The sequence below is a fragment of the Anaerolineae bacterium genome, assembly GCA_011176535.1.
Taxonomy (GTDB): domain Bacteria; phylum Chloroflexota; class Anaerolineae; order Anaerolineales; family DRMV01; genus DUEP01.
Map to the genome: position 1 here is coordinate 1 of DUEP01000054.1, position 18,564 is coordinate 18,564.

An 18,564-nucleotide genomic window follows, 5' to 3' on the forward strand; every position below is an offset into this window, starting at 1 on the left:
GCCATCCGTTGGTCCGCCTGGCCGCCTTCACGCTCGGCGCGTTTGCCGTGTTGGCGCTGGCCGCGTTCACACTGCCCGGGGCTACCGTCACCCTCTCCCCTGAACCGGACTGGCAAGAGGTCACCCTCACCGTCCGCGCTTCGCCCGATGACCGGGAAGTGCACCTGGACGGGCGGGTTCCTGCCCGCTGGGTAGAGGTCACGGTGGACGGAACGGACGAGATGGTCCCCCATGGCCGGGCTCAAGTGCCTTATCGAGCGGCGACGGCGGTGTTGCGCTTCGTCAACCTCACCACCAAAGAGGTGCAGGTTCCCGCGGGGACGATGGTCTTCAGTCGGGCCTCCCTGGAGATTCGCTTTGCCGTCATCCGGGGAGGCGTCGTCCCACCGTCGGGCACCCTCACCCTTACGGCGCAAGCCCTCCAGCCGGGCGCCCAAGGCAACCGCCCCGCTGACGACCTGCAGGGGCTGGAAGCGCCTCTGGCCTTCCAACTCCGCGTCACCAATCCTTACCCCGCCACCGGCGGGCAGGATGTCACCGTCCCCGCGCCTACGGAAGCCGACCAGGCCATCCTGCGTCGCCGGCTGGAAATCCAACTGGCTCAGCAGGCCCTGCAGCGCCTGCAGGAGGAAAGCAGCGCTGGAGTGCTCCTCGCCCCTTCTTTTCACCGGGCAGCCACGCTGGAAGAGGCCTTTTCCGCCGAGGTGGGAGAACCGGCTCAGGTGCTGCGCCTCTCCCTGCGGCAGGTGTACGGCGTGCTGGTGGTGGAGCAGGACACACTGAAGGCCCTGGCCCGGCAGGTGTTGGACGCCCGCCTGCAAGGTGACCTCTGGCCGCTCAACGATACCCTGGAGGTGCAGCCCCTCTCGCAGCCCCGGCAGGTGGCCCCGGAGAAGCCTGTCTTTCGCTGGCGCCTTCGGGTCCGCAGGATGGTGCTCCCCCGCGTCGATGGCGAGGCCCTGGCCCGCGACCTTAGCGGCCGGCCGCCTGGTGTAGCCGCTGCGCGCCTCGCGGCCCGATTTGCCCAGACGCATCCCCCGCAAATCACCCTGTTTCCTTCCTGGTGGCCCCGATTGCCCTGGCTGGCCTTTCGCATCCAGATCGCCGTTCAGCGGCCAACGCCTTCCTCGCCCAACCCTTGACCTTCCCTTCCCCCCACCGTGCCCCCTTTTCATGTATAATACCCCTACCATGCGTGTTCTGGCCGTCGATCCCGGTGAACGTTTCATCGGGATCGCTTTGTCCGATCCCACAGGCACCATTGCAAATCCGCTGACCATCCTGCGGCACCGCTCCAAAACGCGTGACGCCGAGGCCATCCTTCAATTGGCCCAGAAGCACGCGGTCGGGTGCATCGTGGTGGGCCAGGCCACCGATGCCCAGGGCCGCCCGACCACGCTGCAGGCCCGTCGCGCGGCCAATCTGGCCGCCGCCCTGCGGGCCCGCACCACCATCCCTGTCGTGCTTTGGGACGAAACCGGGAGCACCCAGGCGGTGCGCGAAGCCTGGTCCGCCATGGGGGTGGCGCGCCGCCGTAAGCGACGCCCCGATGCCCTGGCGGCGACCGTGATCCTGCAATCCTATCTGGACAGCCATCCATCGCCATGCGCCGAATCCTGATTTCGCTCCCTTTGCTCGCCATGGTCGCCGTGATGCTCGGCGGCCTGTTGTATCCTTTAGCCCAGGCCCAGCGGCTCTTTGGCCCTCCTGATGCCTCTCTGGGATGGTTTCAGCGATGGCGATTGAGCCTCAACCTGGTTCTGCGCGCTGAGACGCTTCAACGGCCGGTGGTCTTCCCCCAAAGGGAGGCCACCGTTTACATTCCTCCCGGCGCCTCGGCCAACGAAATCGCCGGGACGCTGTGGGAACAGGGGCTGCTGGCCGACCCGGCGGCCTTCCTGGCGTATCTCATCTACACCGGAGCCGATCGACGCCTGCAACAGGGCACCTACCGCTTGCAGGGGCCGCTTTCCGCCGCTCAGGTGGCGGCCCAGTTGCAAAATCCCGCGGCCCGATTGATCACCGTGCAGACCCTCCCCGGCTGGCGCAGGGAAGAGGTGGCCGCCTTGCTGGAGACGGGGGGACTGTTTTCCGCGGGCGATTTTCTGACGGCCACGGCCCACGCCTCCGATTATCCTTTGCCTTTCCCCGCGCCTCCCGATGCCACGCTGGAGGGGTTTCTTTTTCCGGGCACCTACACCCTGGCCCCCGACGACATCCCTTCGGATCTGGTTCGGGCCATGGTGGCCCGCCTGGCTCAGGTGGTCACCCCGGCGCTGCAACAGGGCTTTGCGGCTCAGGGGTTGACCCCCTATCAGGCCCTTATCCTGGCCTCCATTGTGCAACGCGAGGCTATGGTGGAAGACGAAATGCCCCTCATCGCCTCGGTTTACCTCAATCGCCTGCATCGGGGGATGCGCCTGGAAGCCGACCCCACGGTGCAATACGCTTTGGGACGATCAGGGCAGTGGTGGAAAAGCCCCCTGGCGACCTCTGACCTGCAAGTGGATTCCCCCTACAACACCTATCGCCACCCCGGCCTGCCCCCCGCCCCCATCGCCAACCCGGGGGAGGCCGCCCTGCGCGCCGTGGCCTTTCCGGCTTCTACTCCGTATCTCTTCTTTCGTGCCGCCTGTGACGGCAGTGGTCGCCATGTGTTTTCCGAGACCTTTGATGAGCATGTTCGCCAGCAGTGTCCGTAATCGCCATGGGAAAAACCCATGGCGACATTTTTCGTGATGCGAGGGAATGCCGCGATGACATCTCAGAGCACAAACCCTGTTTCCTCCCTCAAACTACCTCACTTGCGGATCGTGCCTGTGGAACGGGTGATTCCCCATGAACACCACGATCCCCAGAGGGCCGAACCACTGATGCGCCGCATCCAGGCCAGCGGGGTGTTCCGCGATCCGCCGCTGGTCATGCCCCTGCAGGACGAAACAGGTCGCTTTATGATCCTGGATGGCACCAACCGGGTCACGGCCATTCGTCGGATGGGTCTTCCCCATATTCTCGTTCAGGTGGTGCCTCCTGACGATCCTCATGTTTCGTTGAAGACCTGGAACCATTTGCTTTGGGGGTTGAGCTCTCAGGCCCTCCTGGCAGCCATCCGGCCAAAGGTCGCGCGTCCTCTAAAGCCGGTGGCCTTCGAGGAAGGCTACCAGGCGCTGCATGACCGGGAAGTGCTGCTGCTGATTTCCCTGCCCGATGGGCAGGCCTTTGCTCTCGCGCCGCGACCTTCCAGCGTGGCGGAGGCCCTGGCCGTCCTCAACCGGGTCGTCGAAGCCTATCTCTACCGTGCGTCGCTGGATCGCACCGTGGTGGCCCGAGCGGTCGAAGTGCGCCATTTGCATCCGGACCTCGCAGGGATTGTCGTCTTCCCGCCTTTTTCCATCCCCCAGGTGTTGGATGCCGTGGCCCAAGGCCATCGCTTCCCGGCGGGCATCACACGTTTCACCGTGGCTCCCCGCGCTCTCCGGCTCCACTACCCTTTGGAGCGTCTGGCAGCCGCCGGGGGGCTGGAGGACAAAAACCGCGAATTACAACAATGGCTCCAGGAGCGCCTGGCGCGGAAAGCCGTGCGCTACTACGCCGAGCCCACGGTGCTTTTTGATGAGTGACCCCCATCGAGGGAACCAAACCGTCCGTTCCATTGACCATTTCCCCCTTTCCCGCTATCATAAAGCCTGACGCCATCTTGTTTGGGAGAGTGAACCATGCGTTTGCCCGACGAGAAACCCGTCCTTGGCATCATCGGCGGCTCCGGGCTCTACCAGATGGAGGGCCTGGAAGACATCCGCGAATTTGATCTCGACACCCCCTTTGGAAAGCCTTCCTCCCCCATTGTGGTGGGCTGCCTGGAGGGGAAACCCGTGGCATTTCTTGCCCGCCATGGGCGGGGGCACTTCATCTCCCCCAGTGAAATCAACTACCGCGCCAACATCTACGCGTTGAAGATGATCGGGGTGGAGCGGGTGGTCAGCGTGAGCGCCTGCGGTTCCCTGCGGGAGGACTACGCCCCCGGGCACATCGTCATCCCGGATCAACTCTTCGATTTCACCAAAGGACGCAAGCGCTCCTTCTTCGAAGACGGTTTCGTGGCCCATGTGAGCGTGGCCGATCCGTTCTGCCCTGACCTTTCGGAGCAGGTCTATCAGGCAGCACAGGCCACCGGGGCCACCGTGCACAAAGGCGGCACGTTCATTACTATCGAGGGGCCGCGTTTTTCCACCCGTGCCGAGTCCAACGTCTACCGCCAGTGGGGCATGTCCATTATCGGCATGACCACCTCCCCCGAGGCCTTTCTCGCCCGAGAGGCCGAACTGCACTACGCCGTGATGGCCCATGTGACCGACTATGATGTGTGGCATATCAGCGAAGAGCCCGTCACCGTGGAGATGGTCATCCGCACGCTCAACGCCAATGTCAGCCATGCCCAGGAAGCCATCCGTCACCTGGTGCGTAACCTCCAGTCCGAGGCCACCTGCACCTGCGCCAGCGCCCTTTCCACGGCGTTCATCACCCGCCCGGAAATGATCCCCCCCGAAACCAAACGCCGCCTCCGCCTGCTGGTGGAGAAGTATCTCCCCGAGTAAGTCGAGTTCTGCTTGTCCTTTCAGGGGCGTCGGACCGTGGGTGCGCCGACGCCCCTCTTTGCCGCCACCTTCCAGAAGACGAGGCCGCCCGTGACCTTCAACTTCGCCTTGCTACGTCGCTTGCTCTTCGCCAGCCTGTTTCGCGCCCGCCGCACCCCGGCACGGCTTTGCCCCCAGCGGGTACTGTTCCTCCTCTTCCAGGTGGGTCTGTTCTTCCCCTTGATGGAAGCCTCCCACCGACTGGCCTGGCTGCTGGACGACCTGCTCTTCCCGGGCTACCGCCGCCAGCCGGTGCGCGAACCGGTGTTCATCGTCGCCCCCCACCGCTCAGGGACCACCCTCTTGCTCAGCACTCTGGCCCGCGATCCCCAGTTCGCGCCCATGGATTTGTGGGAAAGTTTCTTCGCCCCTTCGGTGACGCAGCGGAAGATCATCTGGAGCGTGTTGCGCCTGGACCGGTTTCTGGGCAGCCCCCTGCGCCGCCTGGTCGCCTCCCTGGAGCGCGCCTGGGGGAACCTGCCCCAAAACCGCGATTATTTTCGCGTCCATCGGTTGAGTTTTCTCCACCCCGAAGAGGACGCCCAACTGCTCATCCATCAGGCGGCGGGCTATGATCTGCTGGCGTTCTTCCCTTTCCCCGATTTGCTGTGGGACTACGCCGACTACTCCCGCTGCGTGCCGCCTCCCCGTCGACAAAGGGAGATGGCCTTCTACCGCGCCATGCTCCAACGTCACCTTTACGCCCACGGCGGGGGAACCTATCTCAGCAAACCGCCGACTTTTTCCTCGGCCATCCCCGATTTGGTGCGCCTTTTCCCCGACGCCCGGTTCATCCACCTGGTGCGCCACCCGGTCCATGTGGTGCCGTCGTCCGTGGCCTTGTGGCGCGGCCACTGGCGAATGAACGGCTGCCCCGGCGACCTGCGTTCCCTGGCCCGCGCCGTTCTGGAACACAACCGCATCTGGTATCTCCGGCTGTACGAAGACCTGGCCCCTTTGCCGCCGGAACGGATGATCCGCGTGGCCTACACCGAACTCCAAGCCGACCTTCAGGCCACTGTGGAGCGCATCTACTGGCAACTGGGCCTGCCGCTGAGCGAAGATTTCCACAAGTTCTTGACCCAACGCACGCCTGAGGTGCGGGCGTTTCGCAGCCGCCACCGTTACCCCTGGCAAGAAATGGGGCTAACCCCAGAGGAGGTGGCCCAGGCCTTCGAGGAGATCACCTCGCTCTACGGATTGCCTTATTTACCCGATGACCCGGAACCCTGAACTGCCCCCTGCCCCTCAAAGAGGCTGTCCATCCCTCGAAAGGGCAGCGTCTCAGCCCGGCAGCGCCCCCTGGGGATGGCTCGCCGCCGTCATGGCGGCCTATGCCGCGGCCCTTACGCTGGCCCCCCGACTGGGGGGCGACGAAGTGCTCTGGCTGCATTGGCCGTTTGCCTTTGGGTGGTCCCTGTTGGCCTGGCTGACCGACCTTCGCCTGCGTCGCCAGGGTGTTCAAACCGCACCCTTTTGGCCGCCGGCCGCAGCGCTGGTCGGCCTTGGCCTGCTCGCCCTTTACCGACTGCATCCCTTTCTGGGCCTGCGCCAGACCCTTTGGGCCCTGGTTGGTCTGGCCCTCTTCCACCTGCTCCTCCGCCCCGCATCGCTGCTGTCCTCCCTGCGCCGCCGTCGCGGTTTCTGGATGGGCTTTAGCCTGCTCCTGACGGCCCTTACCCTGGCCATCGGGCATTCGCCCACGGTCGCCGGACCGCGCCTGTGGTTGGGGTGCTGTGGCGTGTACTTCCAGCCCTCGGAGACCCTGAAACTGGCCCTGCTGGTTTATCTGGCCGGGCAGTTCGCCGATGAGGGTTCCTTTGCCAACGTAGGGGCCAAACCGGGGAGGAAGCCTTGGGCGGCGTTTCTCGGTCCCCTCCTTGCCGTGACCTTGCCGCTGGCCCAGGGCGATTTGGGCACGGCGTTGGTCCTGGTGATGCTGGGCGTCAGCCTGCTCTACCTCGCCAGGGGATGGCCGTGGTTGCCGGGAGCGGCCCTGGTCGGTCTGGTGGCTGCCGGTGTGGCGGGCGCCCTCTTCCTGCCCCTGGTACGGCTGCGCGTCCTCGCCTGGTTACATCCCTGGGCCGATCCCCTGGGCTATGGCTACCAGCCCATCCAAGCCGCGCTGGCCCTGGCCCGGGGCGGCCTGCTGGGCCGCGGCCCCGGCCTGGGTACACCGTACCGCGTGCCTTTGGCGCACTCCGACTTCATTTTTATCGCCCTGGTGGAGGAACTGGGCTTGCTGGGAGGCACCGCCTTGCTCCTGCTGCTGGTCTCTTTGTGGCTGAACGCTTTGCAGGTCGCCGCACAGCGTCAGGATCTCTTTGGCCGCCTGCTGGCCGCCGGGCTGGGCGTCCATTACGGCGGGCAAAGCCTGATCATTCTGGGGGGCAATCTAAGGCTGCTGCCTGTCACCGGTTTGCCCTTGCCCTTCCTGGCTTATGGCGGCAGCGCCCTGGTGGTTTCCTTTGTTGGGCTGGCGTTGCTGCTGCGCCTGGCCCCGGAAGCCCAGCCCGGCGCCTGGCAAGCCTGGCCGCGCTCTTTGCGCCGCCTGGCACAAGGGCTGGGCCTGGGGTTTCTGGTCGTGGCCGTGGCGCTGATCCTGGCCGTTGGCTGACCGTAAAAAAGCCCGGCAGGAAGAGGCCTTCCATCCGGGCTTCTGCGGGCGAAAACATTCTTCGTTCAAAATTCCCGATCCACGATGTAGGCGCCCAAAGACCACAACGCCTCGCGCTCCTGTCCCTGGGGGAAGGCGCTCAAAATCCTCCAGGCTTCGCGCACGAACTGCCGGGCTTCCTCGGCCGCCTGGGCGATGGCTTCGCTCTGCCGCACCTGCTCGATCAGTTCGTCCAACACGGGGTCGGGGAGTGCCTTCCCCTCGCGCAGGAGGACCACCCCTTCGGCCTCGGGATGCCGCTCTGCGTAGTTGAGCACCGGCAGGGTGACGATCCCGTTGCGTAAATCGCTGCCAATGGGCTTGCCCATTTGGGCCGGGGAGCCGGTGAAATCTAAAATGTCGTCCACGATTTGGAAGGCCATGCCCAGAGCATACCCTAACCGGCGCATGGCCTCTACCTGTTCTTCCGGCGCCTGGCTCAACACGGCGGCTCCGGCCGTGGCCAACTCGAACAAGGAAGCCGTCTTGGCGTAAATGCGGCGGTAGTAACGCTCCCGATCGGTGTGGTGGATGCCGTCGAATAACTGGGAGATCTCGCCGCTGACGATGACGGCCAGCGTGTCGGCGAACATACGCATCACCTGCACCGAGTTGGTGGCTGCGGCCAGAGTGGCCGAGCGGGCGAAGATGAAATCCCCGGTGAGCACCGTGGCCGCCGGTGACCATTGGGCGTTGAGGGTGGGCATCCCCCGTCGCATCAACGCCCCATCAATGAGGTCATCGTGCACCAAAGTGGCCGTGTGCAACATCTCCACCGCGGCGGCAAAAGTCGACAAAGGTTGGGTCTCGCCTTTCAGCATTCCCCCCACCAAAAGGACCAACGCCGGGCGTACCCGTTTTCCACCGGCAGCCACCAGGTGGGCCAGGGCCGCACGCAGATCGGGATGGTGGCCTTCGGCCTGTTCGACCATCAAACGCTCCACCGCGCGCAATTGCTCACGGATGGGCTCGGGAAAAATCGCTGTGCTCAAACTTTGTCTCTCCAGGCAAAAAGGATGCAGGCGTTCTGTGTGGTCCGCCAGGCCACTTCTTCCAGCGAACGCCCGTGGACTTGGGCAATGGTTTGGGCGACCAGATGCACATACGCTGGCTCGTTACGCCGGCCCCGGTAGGGATGGGGGGCTAAAAAGGGGGCGTCGGTTTCCAGGAGCAGGCGTTCCAAAGGCAGGGAAGCCAGCACGCGGCGCCGTTCAGGGGCGTTTTTGAAGGTCACCGGACCACCGATGCCCAGGAAAAAGCCCAAATCCAACGCCCGCCGGGCATCACGCTCATCGCCCGAAAAGGCGTGCCACACGCCGGGTCGTTCGGCCAGCGGACGGTTCTGGTGGCGCAGTTCGGTCACCCATTCGCGCAACAGGGCCAGCAGGTCCTCAGTGGCTTCGCGATTGTGCAAGGAAACCGGTAACCCCAGTTGGGCGGCCAGGTCCAGTTGTTCCCGCAGTACCTGCCGTTGCCTGGGCCGTGGGGTGCGGTCGCGGTAGTAGTCCAGGCCGATCTCTCCGATGACCACCACTTTGGGATCGCCCGCCAGACGGCGCAGTTCTTGCTTGCTGGCTTCGCCCTGCCAGGAGCGGGCCGCGTCGTTGGGGTGCACCCCAACCCCTGCGTACACCGCTTCGTGCTGGCGGGCCAGCGCCACCGCCGCCTGAGACGAGGGACCGTCCACCCCCAGAGTGACCATACGCCATACCCCTTCGGCCCGCGCCCGGCGAAGGACCTCTTCGCGGTCGGCGGCAAAGCGCTCGAAATCCAGATGGCAATGGGTATCGACAAGACGCAGCACTACCGCAGCCCCGCGATGCGCAACCCGTCGTCCAGGATGGCCTGAACCCGCTCCGACTCGGTGGTTTCGCAGTACACCCGCAACAGCGGCTCGGTGCCCGAGAAGCGGATAAGCAACCATCCGCCGTCTTCCAGCAGGAACTGGTAGCCATCCAGGTCGCGGAAGCCAGTCACTTTCAAGCCGCCAATAGTGTCGGGCCGCGTCTGCCGGATGCGCTCCTTAATGGGCTTGCGTTCCCCGGTGAAAGGCATATCGATGCGGTCATAGTACGAGGGCCCGACCTCGCGGAAGAGCAGGTCCACCAACTCGGCCGGCTTGCGGCCCAGTTTCACCATCATATCCAGCAGATACAGCCCGGCGAGGATACCGTCCCGTTCAGGGACATGCCCGCGGAAGGCGTAACCGCCCGATTCCTCGCCGCCGATGAGGGCGTCCACTTCCAGCATCTTGGGCGCCACATACTTGAAGCCCACGCCGGTTTCGTACACCGGCACGCCGTAACGTTCGCCCAGTTTGTTCAGCAGGGTGGTGGTGGAAAGGGTTTTGACAATGGGGCCCCGCTCACCGCGAACCTCGAGCAGGTAGTAAGCCAGAAGGGCGTACACCCGCAGTTGGTTGACGAAACGCCCGTGTTCGTCGCCCAGCCCGACGCGGTCCGCATCGCCGTCGGTGATGATGAGCACATCGGCGCCCTGCTTGACGGTCTCGGCCAGCCCCACATCGATGTTCGGTGGAATGGGTTCGGGGCGTTTCATCTCGGGGAAGATGGGGTTGCGCACATTGTGGATTTCCTCTACGGTGGTCTTCCCACCAGACAGTAAGCGGGGGAACCATCCGGCGCCGTTGCCCCACATGGGGTCCACCAACACACGCAGCCCGGCCTGCTTGATCGGCTCCAGGTCGATCAACTCGTGCAGGTGGGCGATATAGTCGGGCGCCGGGTCAAAACGCACCACCCGCCCCTGGGCCTCTGCCTCGGCCAGAGGCATGCGCTGCACTTCGTCGACCGTTTTCGGAATCAGCGCCTCGATTTCCCGCAGCCCTTCTGGCGCAATGGCCCCGCCATGTTCGTCACGCACTTTGAAGCCGTTGTCTCCAGGGGGGTTGTGCGAGGCGGTGATGTTCACCGCTCCCGCCGCGCCTTTGGCGACGACCGAATAGGAAATCACTGGCGTAGGCGTGGCTTCCTGGGTCAGGTACACCCGCAGGCCGTTGGCCGCCAGCACCTCGGCCACCGCCGCGCCGAAGTTCTCCGAATGGAAACGTTTGTCGTAGCCGACGAGGATCCATTCGTCCCGCTTTCCCTGAGCCAGCAAATACCGGGCAAAGCCCTGGGCCGCGCGGCGCACATTGGCAAAAGTGTAATCTTCTGCAATGGTGCCTCGCCAACCGTCGGTGCCGAAGTGAATGCGATTGGTCATGTGCTCCTCCTTAAATTGCCGTGCCGCGTCAATTATAACACCGCGTCGGCTTGCCTTTTGCCGCTACTTTCTCTATACTTATAACATCACACTCTGCTTCCTCGCTCGCCGAAACAGAGATCCCAAACTCGGAGGAGGAACCATGCCCCCATACAACTATCAACTGTTGCTCAAGCACATCCTGGAATCGGGCGTGCAGTGGGCGCCTGAGCAAAAAATTTACTACCGCGACATCTGGGAATACACTTACGCGGAAATGTACCAGCGGGTGCTCAAACTGGCCGGGGCGTTGCAAAGCATTGGCGTGAAGATGGGCACCCGGGTGGGGATCATCGAATGGGACAGTCACCGCTACCTGGAGATGTACTTCGCCGTGCCAGGCATCGGGGCCATCATGCACACCATCAACCCCCGACTGGCCCCGGCCGATGTGGCCTACACCATTCTGCACGCTGAGGACGAGGTGCTCATCTTCCATGAGGATTTCCTCCCGCTGGTGGAAAAACTGCGCCCCAACCTCTCCACCGTGCGCAAATACATCCTCATCACCGACAAACCGGAGCCGCCGGACACCCCGCTGGCCGATGTGGATTACGAGACCTTCCTCAACAGCGCCACCCCCCTGAGCGAGTTACCCGAATTCGACGAAAACACCCAGGCCACGCTGGCTTACACCACTGGCACCACGGGGAAGCCCAAAGGGGTGTACTTCTCCCACCGGCAAATGGTGTTGCACACGCTGGCCGAGGGCGTGGCCGTGGGCACCATGGCCGACTTCGGCGGCGTCACCAAACAGGATGTCTACATGCCGCTGACCCCGCTGTTCCATGTCCACGGTTGGGGTGTGCCTTATACCCTAACGCTGATGGGAGCTAAGCAGGTCTACCCGGGCCGCTACGAGCCGCAGATGCTGGTCAAACTCATCCTGACCCACAAGGTCACCTTCAGCCACTGCGTGCCCACCATTCTGCAAATGGTGGTGGATGCGCCGGGGATCGACAAGATCAACTTCAACGGCTGGAAGGTGATCATCGGCGGCGCCCGGTTGACCAAAGGCCTCGCCCAGCGGGCCCGCCAACTGGGCATCAATGTGTATGCCGGATACGGCATGTCCGAAACCGCGCCTCTGCTCACCCTGGCCATGCTCCGCCCCACGATGACCGGCCTCAGCGATGAGGAGCAACTGGACTACCTGATCAAGACCGGCGTGCCTGTCCCCCTGGTCAAATTGCGCGTGGTCAACGCCAACGGCCAGGAGGTAGCCCATGACGGGAAGGAGCAGGGCGAAATCCAGGTGCGCACGCCCTGGCTTACGCCCGGCTATCTCAACGACCCGGAACGCAGCGCAGCGCTTTGGGAGGGCGGCTGGTTGCACACCGGCGATGTGGCCGTGATCGACCCCCAGGGCTACATTCAGATCGTTGACCGGCTCAAGGATGTCATCAAGAGCGGCGGCGAATGGATTTCCTCGTTGGAACTGGAGAACCTGCTCAGCCTGCATCCCAAAGTCTCCGAAGCCGCGGTCATTGGGATTCCCGACGAGAAGTGGGGCGAGCGTCCCCTGGCCATCATTGTGCCTCGTGATGAAGCCCCCACTCCCGAAGAACTTCAGGCTCACCTGGCTCGGTACGCTGAGGAAGGCGCTATCACCAAGTGGGCTATCCCCGAACACTACCGGTTCGTGGAGTCCCTTCCCAAGACCAGTGTGGGCAAAATTGACAAGAAAGCCCTGCGTGCCCAGTTCGGGGTCACCCAGTAACCCCTCAGAAGCGTTCGCCAGCCTCTCCCGGCCCTTCTGGGGGAGGCTTTTTCTGTTGGGGCGCGGGAGAAAACAGCCCCAATTTGGCGCTGCGGCCCAGGACTGGAAACGGATAGGGTATAATAAACCTGGCAGGTTTTTCACCCTTCGAACCACAGGATGTGAGCAGCCCATGAACAACAAAGTCAATACACCCCCGCTCCCGACGAGCAGGCCAACTTCTCTCTGGGTCAAAGTGGGCCTGGGGATCGGCGCCTTGCTCGTGGTGGCCTTATTCGTAGGAGTGACCTTCTATCTCTTGCAGCCGGAAACCCCCACGGCCCGGATCCGGGATGTGTTTCTCATCTTCCTCGCCCTGGAAGTCTTTTTGATCGGCCTGGCGCTTTTCGTTCTGGTGGTTCAACTGGCCATCTTGATCAACCTCATTCAGAACGAAGTGAAGCCCATCCTGCGTTCCACGCAGGAAACGGTGGACACTGTGCGGGGCACCACGGAGTTTTTGAGTCAACACCTGGTTCAACCGGTGATCAAACTCAACGAATATCTCGCCGTCTTCCAACATCTTGGCGGCCTGGTCCGTCCGTTTGGAAAACCCTCGAAAAAAGGAGAGTGAGCCATGTCCGAGCGCAATGATTTCGGTGCCTTCCTGGCTGGATTCATCGTCGGTGGGGTTGTAGGGGTCCTGACCGCGTTGCTTATGGCGCCCCAATCGGGTGAAGAAACCCGCGAATACCTGCGCAAGAAGAGCATCGAACTGAAAGAGCGCACCGAGATTACCGCCGAAGAGGCACGGAAGAAAGCCGAAGAAGCCCTGATCGAGGCCCGTCGCAAGGCCGAAGAACTGGCCAAACAGGCGCAGGAACAGGCCATTGAACTGCAACGCCGGGGTGCCGAAGTGGTCGAGGAGCAAAAGAAGAAGGCCACCCAGGTGGTAGAGGAGGCCGCCAAACGCGTGGGGCGGAAGGGCACGGCTTCCGAACCCGAGGCCACCACCCACGAAGAGCACCGCTGGGAGGACGAAGGCGGCGCGTCCCACCCCACCCACGCCTCCTGAACCAGCCCGCTTTTGGAGGCCAAAAGGGCCGCGTCCGGTAAGACGCGGCCCTTGATGGTTGCTGGAAAGGCGGCTTGCTTCACCGCTCGTTTTGCATCAATTGCGCCTGCACATCCCCCAAAGCCTCCACCAACTCACCGGCCAGTACCGGGGCCGTATAGCCCCATTGCCGGGCGGCCTCCAGGCCCGCCTGGGCGTGCAGCCAGGCTCCGGCCAGGGCGGCCTCATAAGCGGCAAGCCCCTGGGCGCGCAACCCGGCGATGGTGCCCGCCAGCACATCGCCCGTACCGGCCCGCGCCAGGGCTGATGAGGCCACCGGCACCACGGCGGTTCGCCCGTCGGGGGCGGCGATGACGGTCCCGGCCCCCTTGAGCACCACCACATGCCCCCATTCCCAGGCAAAGTGCTCGGCCACGCCCAGGCGGTCGCTTTGAATCTCCTGCCGGCTGAGGCCGGTGAGCACACTCATCTCCCCGGGGTGCGGCGTCAACACCGCCGGGGCAGGCAGCAACCGGAACCATTCCGGCACCCGCGCCAGCAGTTTCAACCCATCGGCGTCCACCACCAGAGGCGGCCAGGGCAAAGGCTCCCGGTGGGGTTCCTCTGAGGTCTGGAGGAACCCGATCCCGGCTCCTTTCTTCGCGGGGTGCCCAAGAAACCGCTCCACAAAGGCCGCCGTCGGATCTTCCAGGCCAAACCCTGGCCCGACCACCATGGCCCTGGACCGCCCCAGATTCTCGCGCAGCACATCCACGGCGGCGTCGGAAATCACCCCCAACTCATGGGGGAGCAACACCCAGGTGGCCTCGGGGAAATGTCCGGCCAGGGCCGTATGCAGGGGCGCGGGCACCGCCAGCGTGACCAGTCCTGCTCCCACGCGATAAGCCGCCCTGCCCGCCAGCAAGGCCGCGCCAGTGAAGTTCATCGAACCGGCCACCACCATCACCGTGCCAAAGGTGCCCTTGTGGGCATCGGCGGGGCGTGGCGGCAGCAAAGCCCGCACCCGGTCTGCGTCCACCACCTCGCGATGCACGGCTTGCCATTCGGGCAAGTCGGGCGGCGTGCCGATGGAAACGCAATGCAACTGCCCAAGGAACGCCAGCGCGGGCAGTTGCACCATGCCCATTTTGGCCGCAGCCATGGTTACCGTGTGCTCGGCGGGGATGGCCTGCTCGGCCACGGCGCCTGTATCGCAATCCACGCCCGAGGGTACATCTACGGCCACCACATGGGGTTGATGGCGTTCCACCAGGGCACGGGCCCGGGCCAGGAACGAGGCAACCGGCTCCCGCAGCGGGAGCCGTACACCGGTCCCCAGCACGCCGTCCAGCAGCACCCTGTGGTCGGCGATGGCTTCGGCTAACTGCTGTCCCTCTTCGTCCTCGGCGCGGTCGAGCACCTTTCCGCCTGCCTTCCGTACCCGATCGACCAGCGGGTCGCCTGACCGCGGCTTGACCAGGTAAGCCGTCACCCGCCAGCCGTGTTCGGCCAGCCAGGACAGGGCGACCAGGGTATCTCCCCCGTTGTTTCCCGCACCCACCAGGCCCAACGCGCTTCTCTCCAGCAGGTCACCATAGAGGTTGGCGACGAGGCGGGCCAGGCCGGTACCCGCGGCCTCCATCATATCCTCGTAAGTCCACCCTCGAGCGTCTGAGGCCTGCTCGATGGCACGCATTTCGGCCACAGTGACCAGTTTCATAGCACCCTCCGCGCGAAGCATGAAGTTCTGCTCTCATTATACCCCGCAGGCAGGAGACATTAATCTTCCCTTAAGGTGTTAACGGTTTTCTTACCATCCCGCGTTAAAATCGAATCCGATTGTGCGTCAGCGCACGTCCATCCACATCCTCTCAAGGAGGTGGCTCATGCGTACTCGTTGGTCGCTGTGGATCGCGTTGATGCTCCTTACGGCTCTGGCGTTGCCTGCCACCGCGGCATGGGCCCAAGGGGAGAACCCGCCCACCACCGTTGGCGCGACGCCGCAGATCATTGGTTACGCCAAGTATCCGGTGATCATCGTAGGGGCCAATGAAAGCGCCACTTTTGAACTGGCGTTGCAATCCACCACCGCCCGTACGGTAAGCCTGGAAGTGCAGGGACTGCCGGAGGGTTGGGAAGCCGAGTTCCGCGGTGGGATTCGCACCATCCGCGCCGTCTACCTTCCCGCCGACGAGGAAGTGTCCGTCAACCTCCGCGTCACCTCGGCCAAGGATGCCAAAGCGGGGGACTATGCCTTCCAGGCCGTGGTCAAAGACAATCAGGGGACTCAGGTGACCATCCCCCTCACCCTGACCATCAAAGCCCGCAAAGCCCCCAAGTTGACCCTTCAGGTGGACCTTCCCACGCTCAAAGGGTCGTCCAACACCACTTTTCGCTATGGGCTGACGGTGAAAAACGAATCAGCCACCGACGCGTCGATCAACTTGCAGGCCGATGCGCCTTTGGGCTTCATCGTGAGTTTCAAGTATCTGGCCAAGGAGATCACGGCCATTCCCGTGGAAGCGGGCAGCAGCAAGCGCATTGATGTTGAAGTGCGTCCTCTCGGTCAACTGCCCGCGGGCGAATACCCCATCACCGTCACGGCTACCGGGAACAATCTGACCGCCTCGACGCAAGTGTTGGCCGTGATTACCGGACAGCCGCGCCTCAACCTCTCCCTGCCTGACGGGCGTCTCTCGGGCCGTGCTCAGGCGGGCAAGGAAACCAAATTCGAGTTTGTGCTGGAGAACAACGGCTCCGCGGCCGCCCACAACATCAAGTTGAGCGCCTCAGCCCCCGGAGAATGGAAGGTCTCCTTTGACCCCCAACAGATCGACCAACTGGAGGCCGGGCAAAAGACGAAAGTCACGGTGAGCATTCATCCCTCAGCCCAGGCGGTGGCTGGGGACTACATGGTCACCTTGCGCATCAACAGCGAAGGCACGGGAACCAGCACCACCGACTTCCGTGTCACGGTGACCACTTCCACCCTTTGGGGGTTGGTCGGCCTGGCCATCATCGCGGTGGCTGTGTTGGTGGTCAGCCTGGCGGTCGCTCGCTTCGGCCGCCGATAGAATCCCACTTCAGGGCCTCCGCCTCCTTCTTGGGAGGGGGGGAGGCCCTGCCCGGCACTCCGTGTGCGTCGGGGCCGACCGTCTCCTCCTCCCGCCATCCCCGCCACAAAGGAGGGGCCTATGTCGGATATTGTCATCGAAACCAAAGGGTTGACCAAGCGTTATGACGGCTTCACCGCCGTGCGCAACCTGGACCTGGAAATCCATGCCGGGGAAGTGTACGGCATCTTGGGCCCCAACGGGTCGGGGAAGACCACCACCATCCTTATGCTCCTGGGCCTGACGGACCCCACCGAGGGCACGGTGCGGGTGTTGGGGCTGGACCCCACCCGCTATCCCTTGCAAATCAAGGCCCGGGTAGGCTATATCCCTGACCGGGTGGGCTTTTACGATGACCTGAGCGCGTGGGACAACCTGTTTTACACCGCCAAACTCAACGGGTTGCCCCGCGCCGAGGCGCGCAAGCGCATCGAACAGGCTTTGGAGAGGGTTGGTCTGGCCGAGGTGGCCCTCCAGCCGGTGCACACATATTCCCTGGGCATGCGTCAACGTCTGGCGGTGGCCGATGTCCTCATCAAGGATCCGGATATCATCATCATGGACGAGCCCACCCAGGGATTAGACCCCGAATCGGCCCGCGAGTTCCTGGGCTACATTCAGGAACTCAAAGAGGATGGCATCACCATCCTGCTCTCCTCCCACCTGTTGCATCAGGTGCAACAGGTCTGTGACCGGGTGGGGCTGTTCTATCGGGGTCGCAAAGGGCTGGAAGGCACGGTGCCCGAACTGGCGCGGCGCATTCTGGGCTCGGCCTATCACATTCACCTCACCCTGGCCAACGAGGCCGCACGGGTGCGCCCGGCGCTGGAGCGGTTGCAGGGCGTGCAGGAGGTGCAACAGGTGGACGAGCATGCCCTGGTGGTGAAAACTGTGGAAGACATTCGGCCCAAGGTCGCTCAGGCCGTGATCGAGAACGGAGGCCGCTTGCTTCGCCTCGACCTAGACCTGCCCAGCCTGGACGACATCTACACCCGCTACTTCGAGGAGGTGCGCCATGAAAAAGGAGAAGGCTAAGCCCCAGGTGACCTATGTGCGCAAGCGCCTCCCTAGCACTCCGGTACCCCGTGAGCGCGAAGGCTCCCCCTGGACCGGCCTGTGGGCCGTGGTCACCAAGGAGATGGCCGACCACCTCACCAGCGTGCGCATGCACATTCTGGAGGTGCTCATCGCGCTGACGGCCATCGGCACGGTGTATGCGGCGGTGTCTTCGGGCAATGTGCGGGCCAGCGGTAACGAATTTCTCTTCCTCAAACTGTTCACCACGGCCAAGAAGCCCTTGCCTTCATTTGTGGACTTTTTGGGCTTTCTGGTGCCGCTTATTGCCATCGCCCTGGCCTTCGACGCCGTGAATGGGGAGTTCAGCCGGCACACTCTGCCGCGGGTGCTCTCCCAGCCCATCTATCGGGATGCCCTGCTCATGGGGAAGTTCCTGGCCGGGTTGTTCACCCAGGCGCTTATCTACAGCGTCATTTGGCTTCTGGTGTTTGGTCTGGGCATCGTCACCTTAGGGATTCCGCCCACCGGTGAAGAAGTAGGCCGCGCCCTTTGGCTGCTGCTGGGGACGGTCTTCTACGGCGGTATCTGGATGGCCTTAGCGCTGCTTTTCTCGGTGGTCTTTCGCTCTCCGGCCACGGCAGCCCTGGCCTCCATCGCCACCTGGCTGTTCTTCACCGTGTTTTGGGATGTGATCGCCGCCGGGCTGAGTCAGGTGCTGGCCCCCGTCCGGTACGGCACCCTGGAGGAAATCGTTCGCCAGACCAACACCCTGCTGGCCTTGAGTCGCATGGCCCCAGGGGTGCTTTTCTCGGAGATCGTGATCGCTTTGCTGTACCCCACGGTGCGCACCCTGAGTTTCGTCCTGCCAGTCCAAGCGCAGGGCGCCATCCTGGGCACACCGTTGCCGCTCAGCCAGAGCGTCATGCTCATCTGGCCGCATCTGACAGGCCTCATCGCCGCCAATTTGCTGCTCTTTGCCCTGGCTTATGTGCTCTTCCAGAGGCAGGAAGTGCGTGCCTGAATGTCAGGCCTTCTTCTCTGTACAGTAGCCCCCTTTTCTCTCCCAGAAGGAGAGAAAAGGGGGCGCTTCGGGTAAAATGGGGGCCAAATGAGGTGGAGGTTCACAA

Annotated in this window: 16 protein-coding genes and 1 pseudogene; 13 read left to right on the forward strand and 4 right to left on the reverse strand. The window is 63.6% G+C overall.

All coding sequences use genetic code 11. The features are described from left to right. Window positions 1-847 precede the first annotated feature (847 nt). From G4O04_06195 to G4O04_06225, 7 genes and pseudogenes are all read left to right on the forward strand, one after another. Window positions 848-973: pseudogene (locus G4O04_06195) on the forward strand (ABC transporter ATP-binding protein). 218 nt (window positions 974-1,191) lie between these two features. Next, complete coding sequence (gene ruvX, locus G4O04_06200; GenBank protein HEY58111.1) at window positions 1,192-1,620, forward strand: Holliday junction resolvase RuvX; 429 nt, start codon at window positions 1,192-1,194, stop codon at window positions 1,618-1,620. Beyond that, entirely contained in the window at window positions 1,605-2,702 is a 1,098-nt protein-coding gene (mltG, locus tag G4O04_06205) for an endolytic transglycosylase MltG (GenBank protein ID HEY58112.1), read from the forward strand. The genes ruvX and mltG overlap by 16 nt, the downstream gene beginning before the upstream one ends. A gap of 117 nt (window positions 2,703-2,819) precedes the next feature. Continuing rightward, entirely contained in the window at window positions 2,820-3,620 is an 801-nt protein-coding gene (locus G4O04_06210; GenBank protein HEY58113.1) for a ParB N-terminal domain-containing protein, read from the forward strand. 96 nt (window positions 3,621-3,716) lie between these two features. Then, a complete protein-coding gene (gene mtnP, locus G4O04_06215; GenBank protein ID HEY58114.1) occupies window positions 3,717-4,595 on the forward strand; it encodes an S-methyl-5'-thioadenosine phosphorylase in 879 nt (292 codons plus the stop codon). 90 nt (window positions 4,596-4,685) lie between these two features. Continuing rightward, on the forward strand, window positions 4,686-5,867 hold the full coding sequence (locus G4O04_06220) for a sulfotransferase (GenBank protein ID HEY58115.1): 1,182 nt from the start codon (window positions 4,686-4,688) through the stop codon (window positions 5,865-5,867). 91 nt (window positions 5,868-5,958) lie between these two features. Further along, the gene (locus tag G4O04_06225; GenBank protein HEY58116.1) at window positions 5,959-7,251 is read left to right on the forward strand and encodes an FtsW/RodA/SpoVE family cell cycle protein; all 1,293 of its coding nucleotides are present in this window, start codon (window positions 5,959-5,961) and stop codon (window positions 7,249-7,251) included. 65 nt (window positions 7,252-7,316) lie between these two features. On the opposite strand, the gene G4O04_06230 is transcribed toward G4O04_06225, so the two are convergent. From G4O04_06230 to G4O04_06240, 3 genes are read right to left on the reverse strand one after another with little or no spacing between them, the layout of a single operon-like run. Further along, window positions 7,317-8,282 (reverse strand): polyprenyl synthetase family protein, encoded by a 966-nt coding sequence (locus tag G4O04_06230; GenBank protein HEY58117.1) that lies wholly within the window; start codon window positions 8,280-8,282, stop codon window positions 7,317-7,319. After that, window positions 8,279-9,091, reverse strand: a complete 813-nt coding sequence (locus G4O04_06235; protein ID HEY58118.1) for a TatD family hydrolase — start codon at window positions 9,089-9,091, stop codon at window positions 8,279-8,281. Before G4O04_06235 ends, G4O04_06230 begins: the two co-directional genes overlap by 4 nt. A 2-nt stretch (window positions 9,092-9,093) precedes the next feature. Next, window positions 9,094-10,515 carry a phosphoglucomutase/phosphomannomutase family protein gene (locus tag G4O04_06240; protein HEY58119.1) on the reverse strand — a complete coding sequence of 474 codons (1,422 nt, stop codon included), beginning with the start codon at window positions 10,513-10,515 and terminating at the stop codon, window positions 9,094-9,096. Window positions 10,516-10,657: 142 nt separating this feature from the next. On the opposite strand from G4O04_06240, the gene G4O04_06245 reads away from it, so the two are divergent. The 3 genes from G4O04_06245 to G4O04_06255 all read left to right on the forward strand — a co-directional run bounded on the left by G4O04_06245 (window position 10,658) and on the right by G4O04_06255 (window position 13,328). Further along, window positions 10,658-12,274, forward strand: coding sequence for a fatty acid--CoA ligase (locus tag G4O04_06245; protein ID HEY58120.1), 1,617 nt, complete (start codon window positions 10,658-10,660; stop codon window positions 12,272-12,274). A 172-nt stretch (window positions 12,275-12,446) separates the two neighbouring features. Beyond that, window positions 12,447-12,887 carry a hypothetical protein gene (locus tag G4O04_06250; protein HEY58121.1) on the forward strand — a complete coding sequence of 147 codons (441 nt, stop codon included), beginning with the start codon at window positions 12,447-12,449 and terminating at the stop codon, window positions 12,885-12,887. Between the two features lie 3 nt (window positions 12,888-12,890). Next, on the forward strand, window positions 12,891-13,328 hold the full coding sequence (locus G4O04_06255) for a hypothetical protein (protein ID HEY58122.1): 438 nt from the start codon (window positions 12,891-12,893) through the stop codon (window positions 13,326-13,328). Between the two features lie 79 nt (window positions 13,329-13,407). On the opposite strand, the gene G4O04_06260 is transcribed toward G4O04_06255, so the two are convergent. Beyond that, a complete protein-coding gene (locus tag G4O04_06260; GenBank protein ID HEY58123.1) occupies window positions 13,408-15,027 on the reverse strand; it encodes an NAD(P)H-hydrate dehydratase in 1,620 nt (539 codons plus the stop codon). A gap of 166 nt (window positions 15,028-15,193) precedes the next feature. Between G4O04_06260 and G4O04_06265 the strand changes: the two genes are divergently transcribed. The 3 genes from G4O04_06265 to G4O04_06275 all read left to right on the forward strand — a co-directional run bounded on the left by G4O04_06265 (window position 15,194) and on the right by G4O04_06275 (window position 18,458). After that, window positions 15,194-16,381: a hypothetical protein gene (locus tag G4O04_06265; protein HEY58124.1), complete on the forward strand. Its 1,188-nt coding sequence runs from the start codon at window positions 15,194-15,196 to the stop codon at window positions 16,379-16,381. A 120-nt stretch (window positions 16,382-16,501) separates the two neighbouring features. Then, entirely contained in the window at window positions 16,502-17,455 is a 954-nt protein-coding gene (locus tag G4O04_06270) for an ABC transporter ATP-binding protein (protein ID HEY58125.1), read from the forward strand. After that, complete coding sequence (locus G4O04_06275) at window positions 17,436-18,458, forward strand: ABC transporter permease (protein HEY58126.1); 1,023 nt, start codon at window positions 17,436-17,438, stop codon at window positions 18,456-18,458. Before G4O04_06270 ends, G4O04_06275 begins: the two co-directional genes overlap by 20 nt. Window positions 18,459-18,564 lie beyond the last annotated feature (106 nt).

What these genes read in the sequence shown, in the direction of transcription:
- G4O04_06250 (HEY58121.1), top strand. Translation starts at nt 12,447, where the DNA reads ATGAACAACAAAGTCAATACACCCCCGCTCCCGACGAGCAGGCCAACT.
- G4O04_06270 (HEY58125.1), top strand. Translation starts at nt 16,502, where the DNA reads ATGTCGGATATTGTCATCGAAACCAAAGGGTTGACCAAGCGTTATGAC.
- G4O04_06265 (HEY58124.1), top strand. Translation starts at nt 15,194, where the DNA reads ATGCGTACTCGTTGGTCGCTGTGGATCGCGTTGATGCTCCTTACGGCT.
- mtnP (HEY58114.1), top strand. Translation starts at nt 3,717, where the DNA reads ATGCGTTTGCCCGACGAGAAACCCGTCCTTGGCATCATCGGCGGCTCC.
- G4O04_06245 (HEY58120.1), top strand. Translation starts at nt 10,658, where the DNA reads ATGCCCCCATACAACTATCAACTGTTGCTCAAGCACATCCTGGAATCG.
- G4O04_06260 (HEY58123.1), bottom strand. Translation starts at nt 15,027, where the DNA reads ATGAAACTGGTCACTGTGGCCGAAATGCGTGCCATCGAGCAGGCCTCA.
- mltG (HEY58112.1), top strand. Translation starts at nt 1,605, where the DNA reads ATGCGCCGAATCCTGATTTCGCTCCCTTTGCTCGCCATGGTCGCCGTG.
- ruvX (HEY58111.1), top strand. Translation starts at nt 1,192, where the DNA reads ATGCGTGTTCTGGCCGTCGATCCCGGTGAACGTTTCATCGGGATCGCT.
- G4O04_06275 (HEY58126.1), top strand. Translation starts at nt 17,436, where the DNA reads ATGAAAAAGGAGAAGGCTAAGCCCCAGGTGACCTATGTGCGCAAGCGC.
- G4O04_06225 (HEY58116.1), top strand. Translation starts at nt 5,959, where the DNA reads ATGGCGGCCTATGCCGCGGCCCTTACGCTGGCCCCCCGACTGGGGGGC.
- G4O04_06240 (HEY58119.1), bottom strand. Translation starts at nt 10,515, where the DNA reads ATGACCAATCGCATTCACTTCGGCACCGACGGTTGGCGAGGCACCATT.
- G4O04_06255 (HEY58122.1), top strand. Translation starts at nt 12,891, where the DNA reads ATGTCCGAGCGCAATGATTTCGGTGCCTTCCTGGCTGGATTCATCGTC.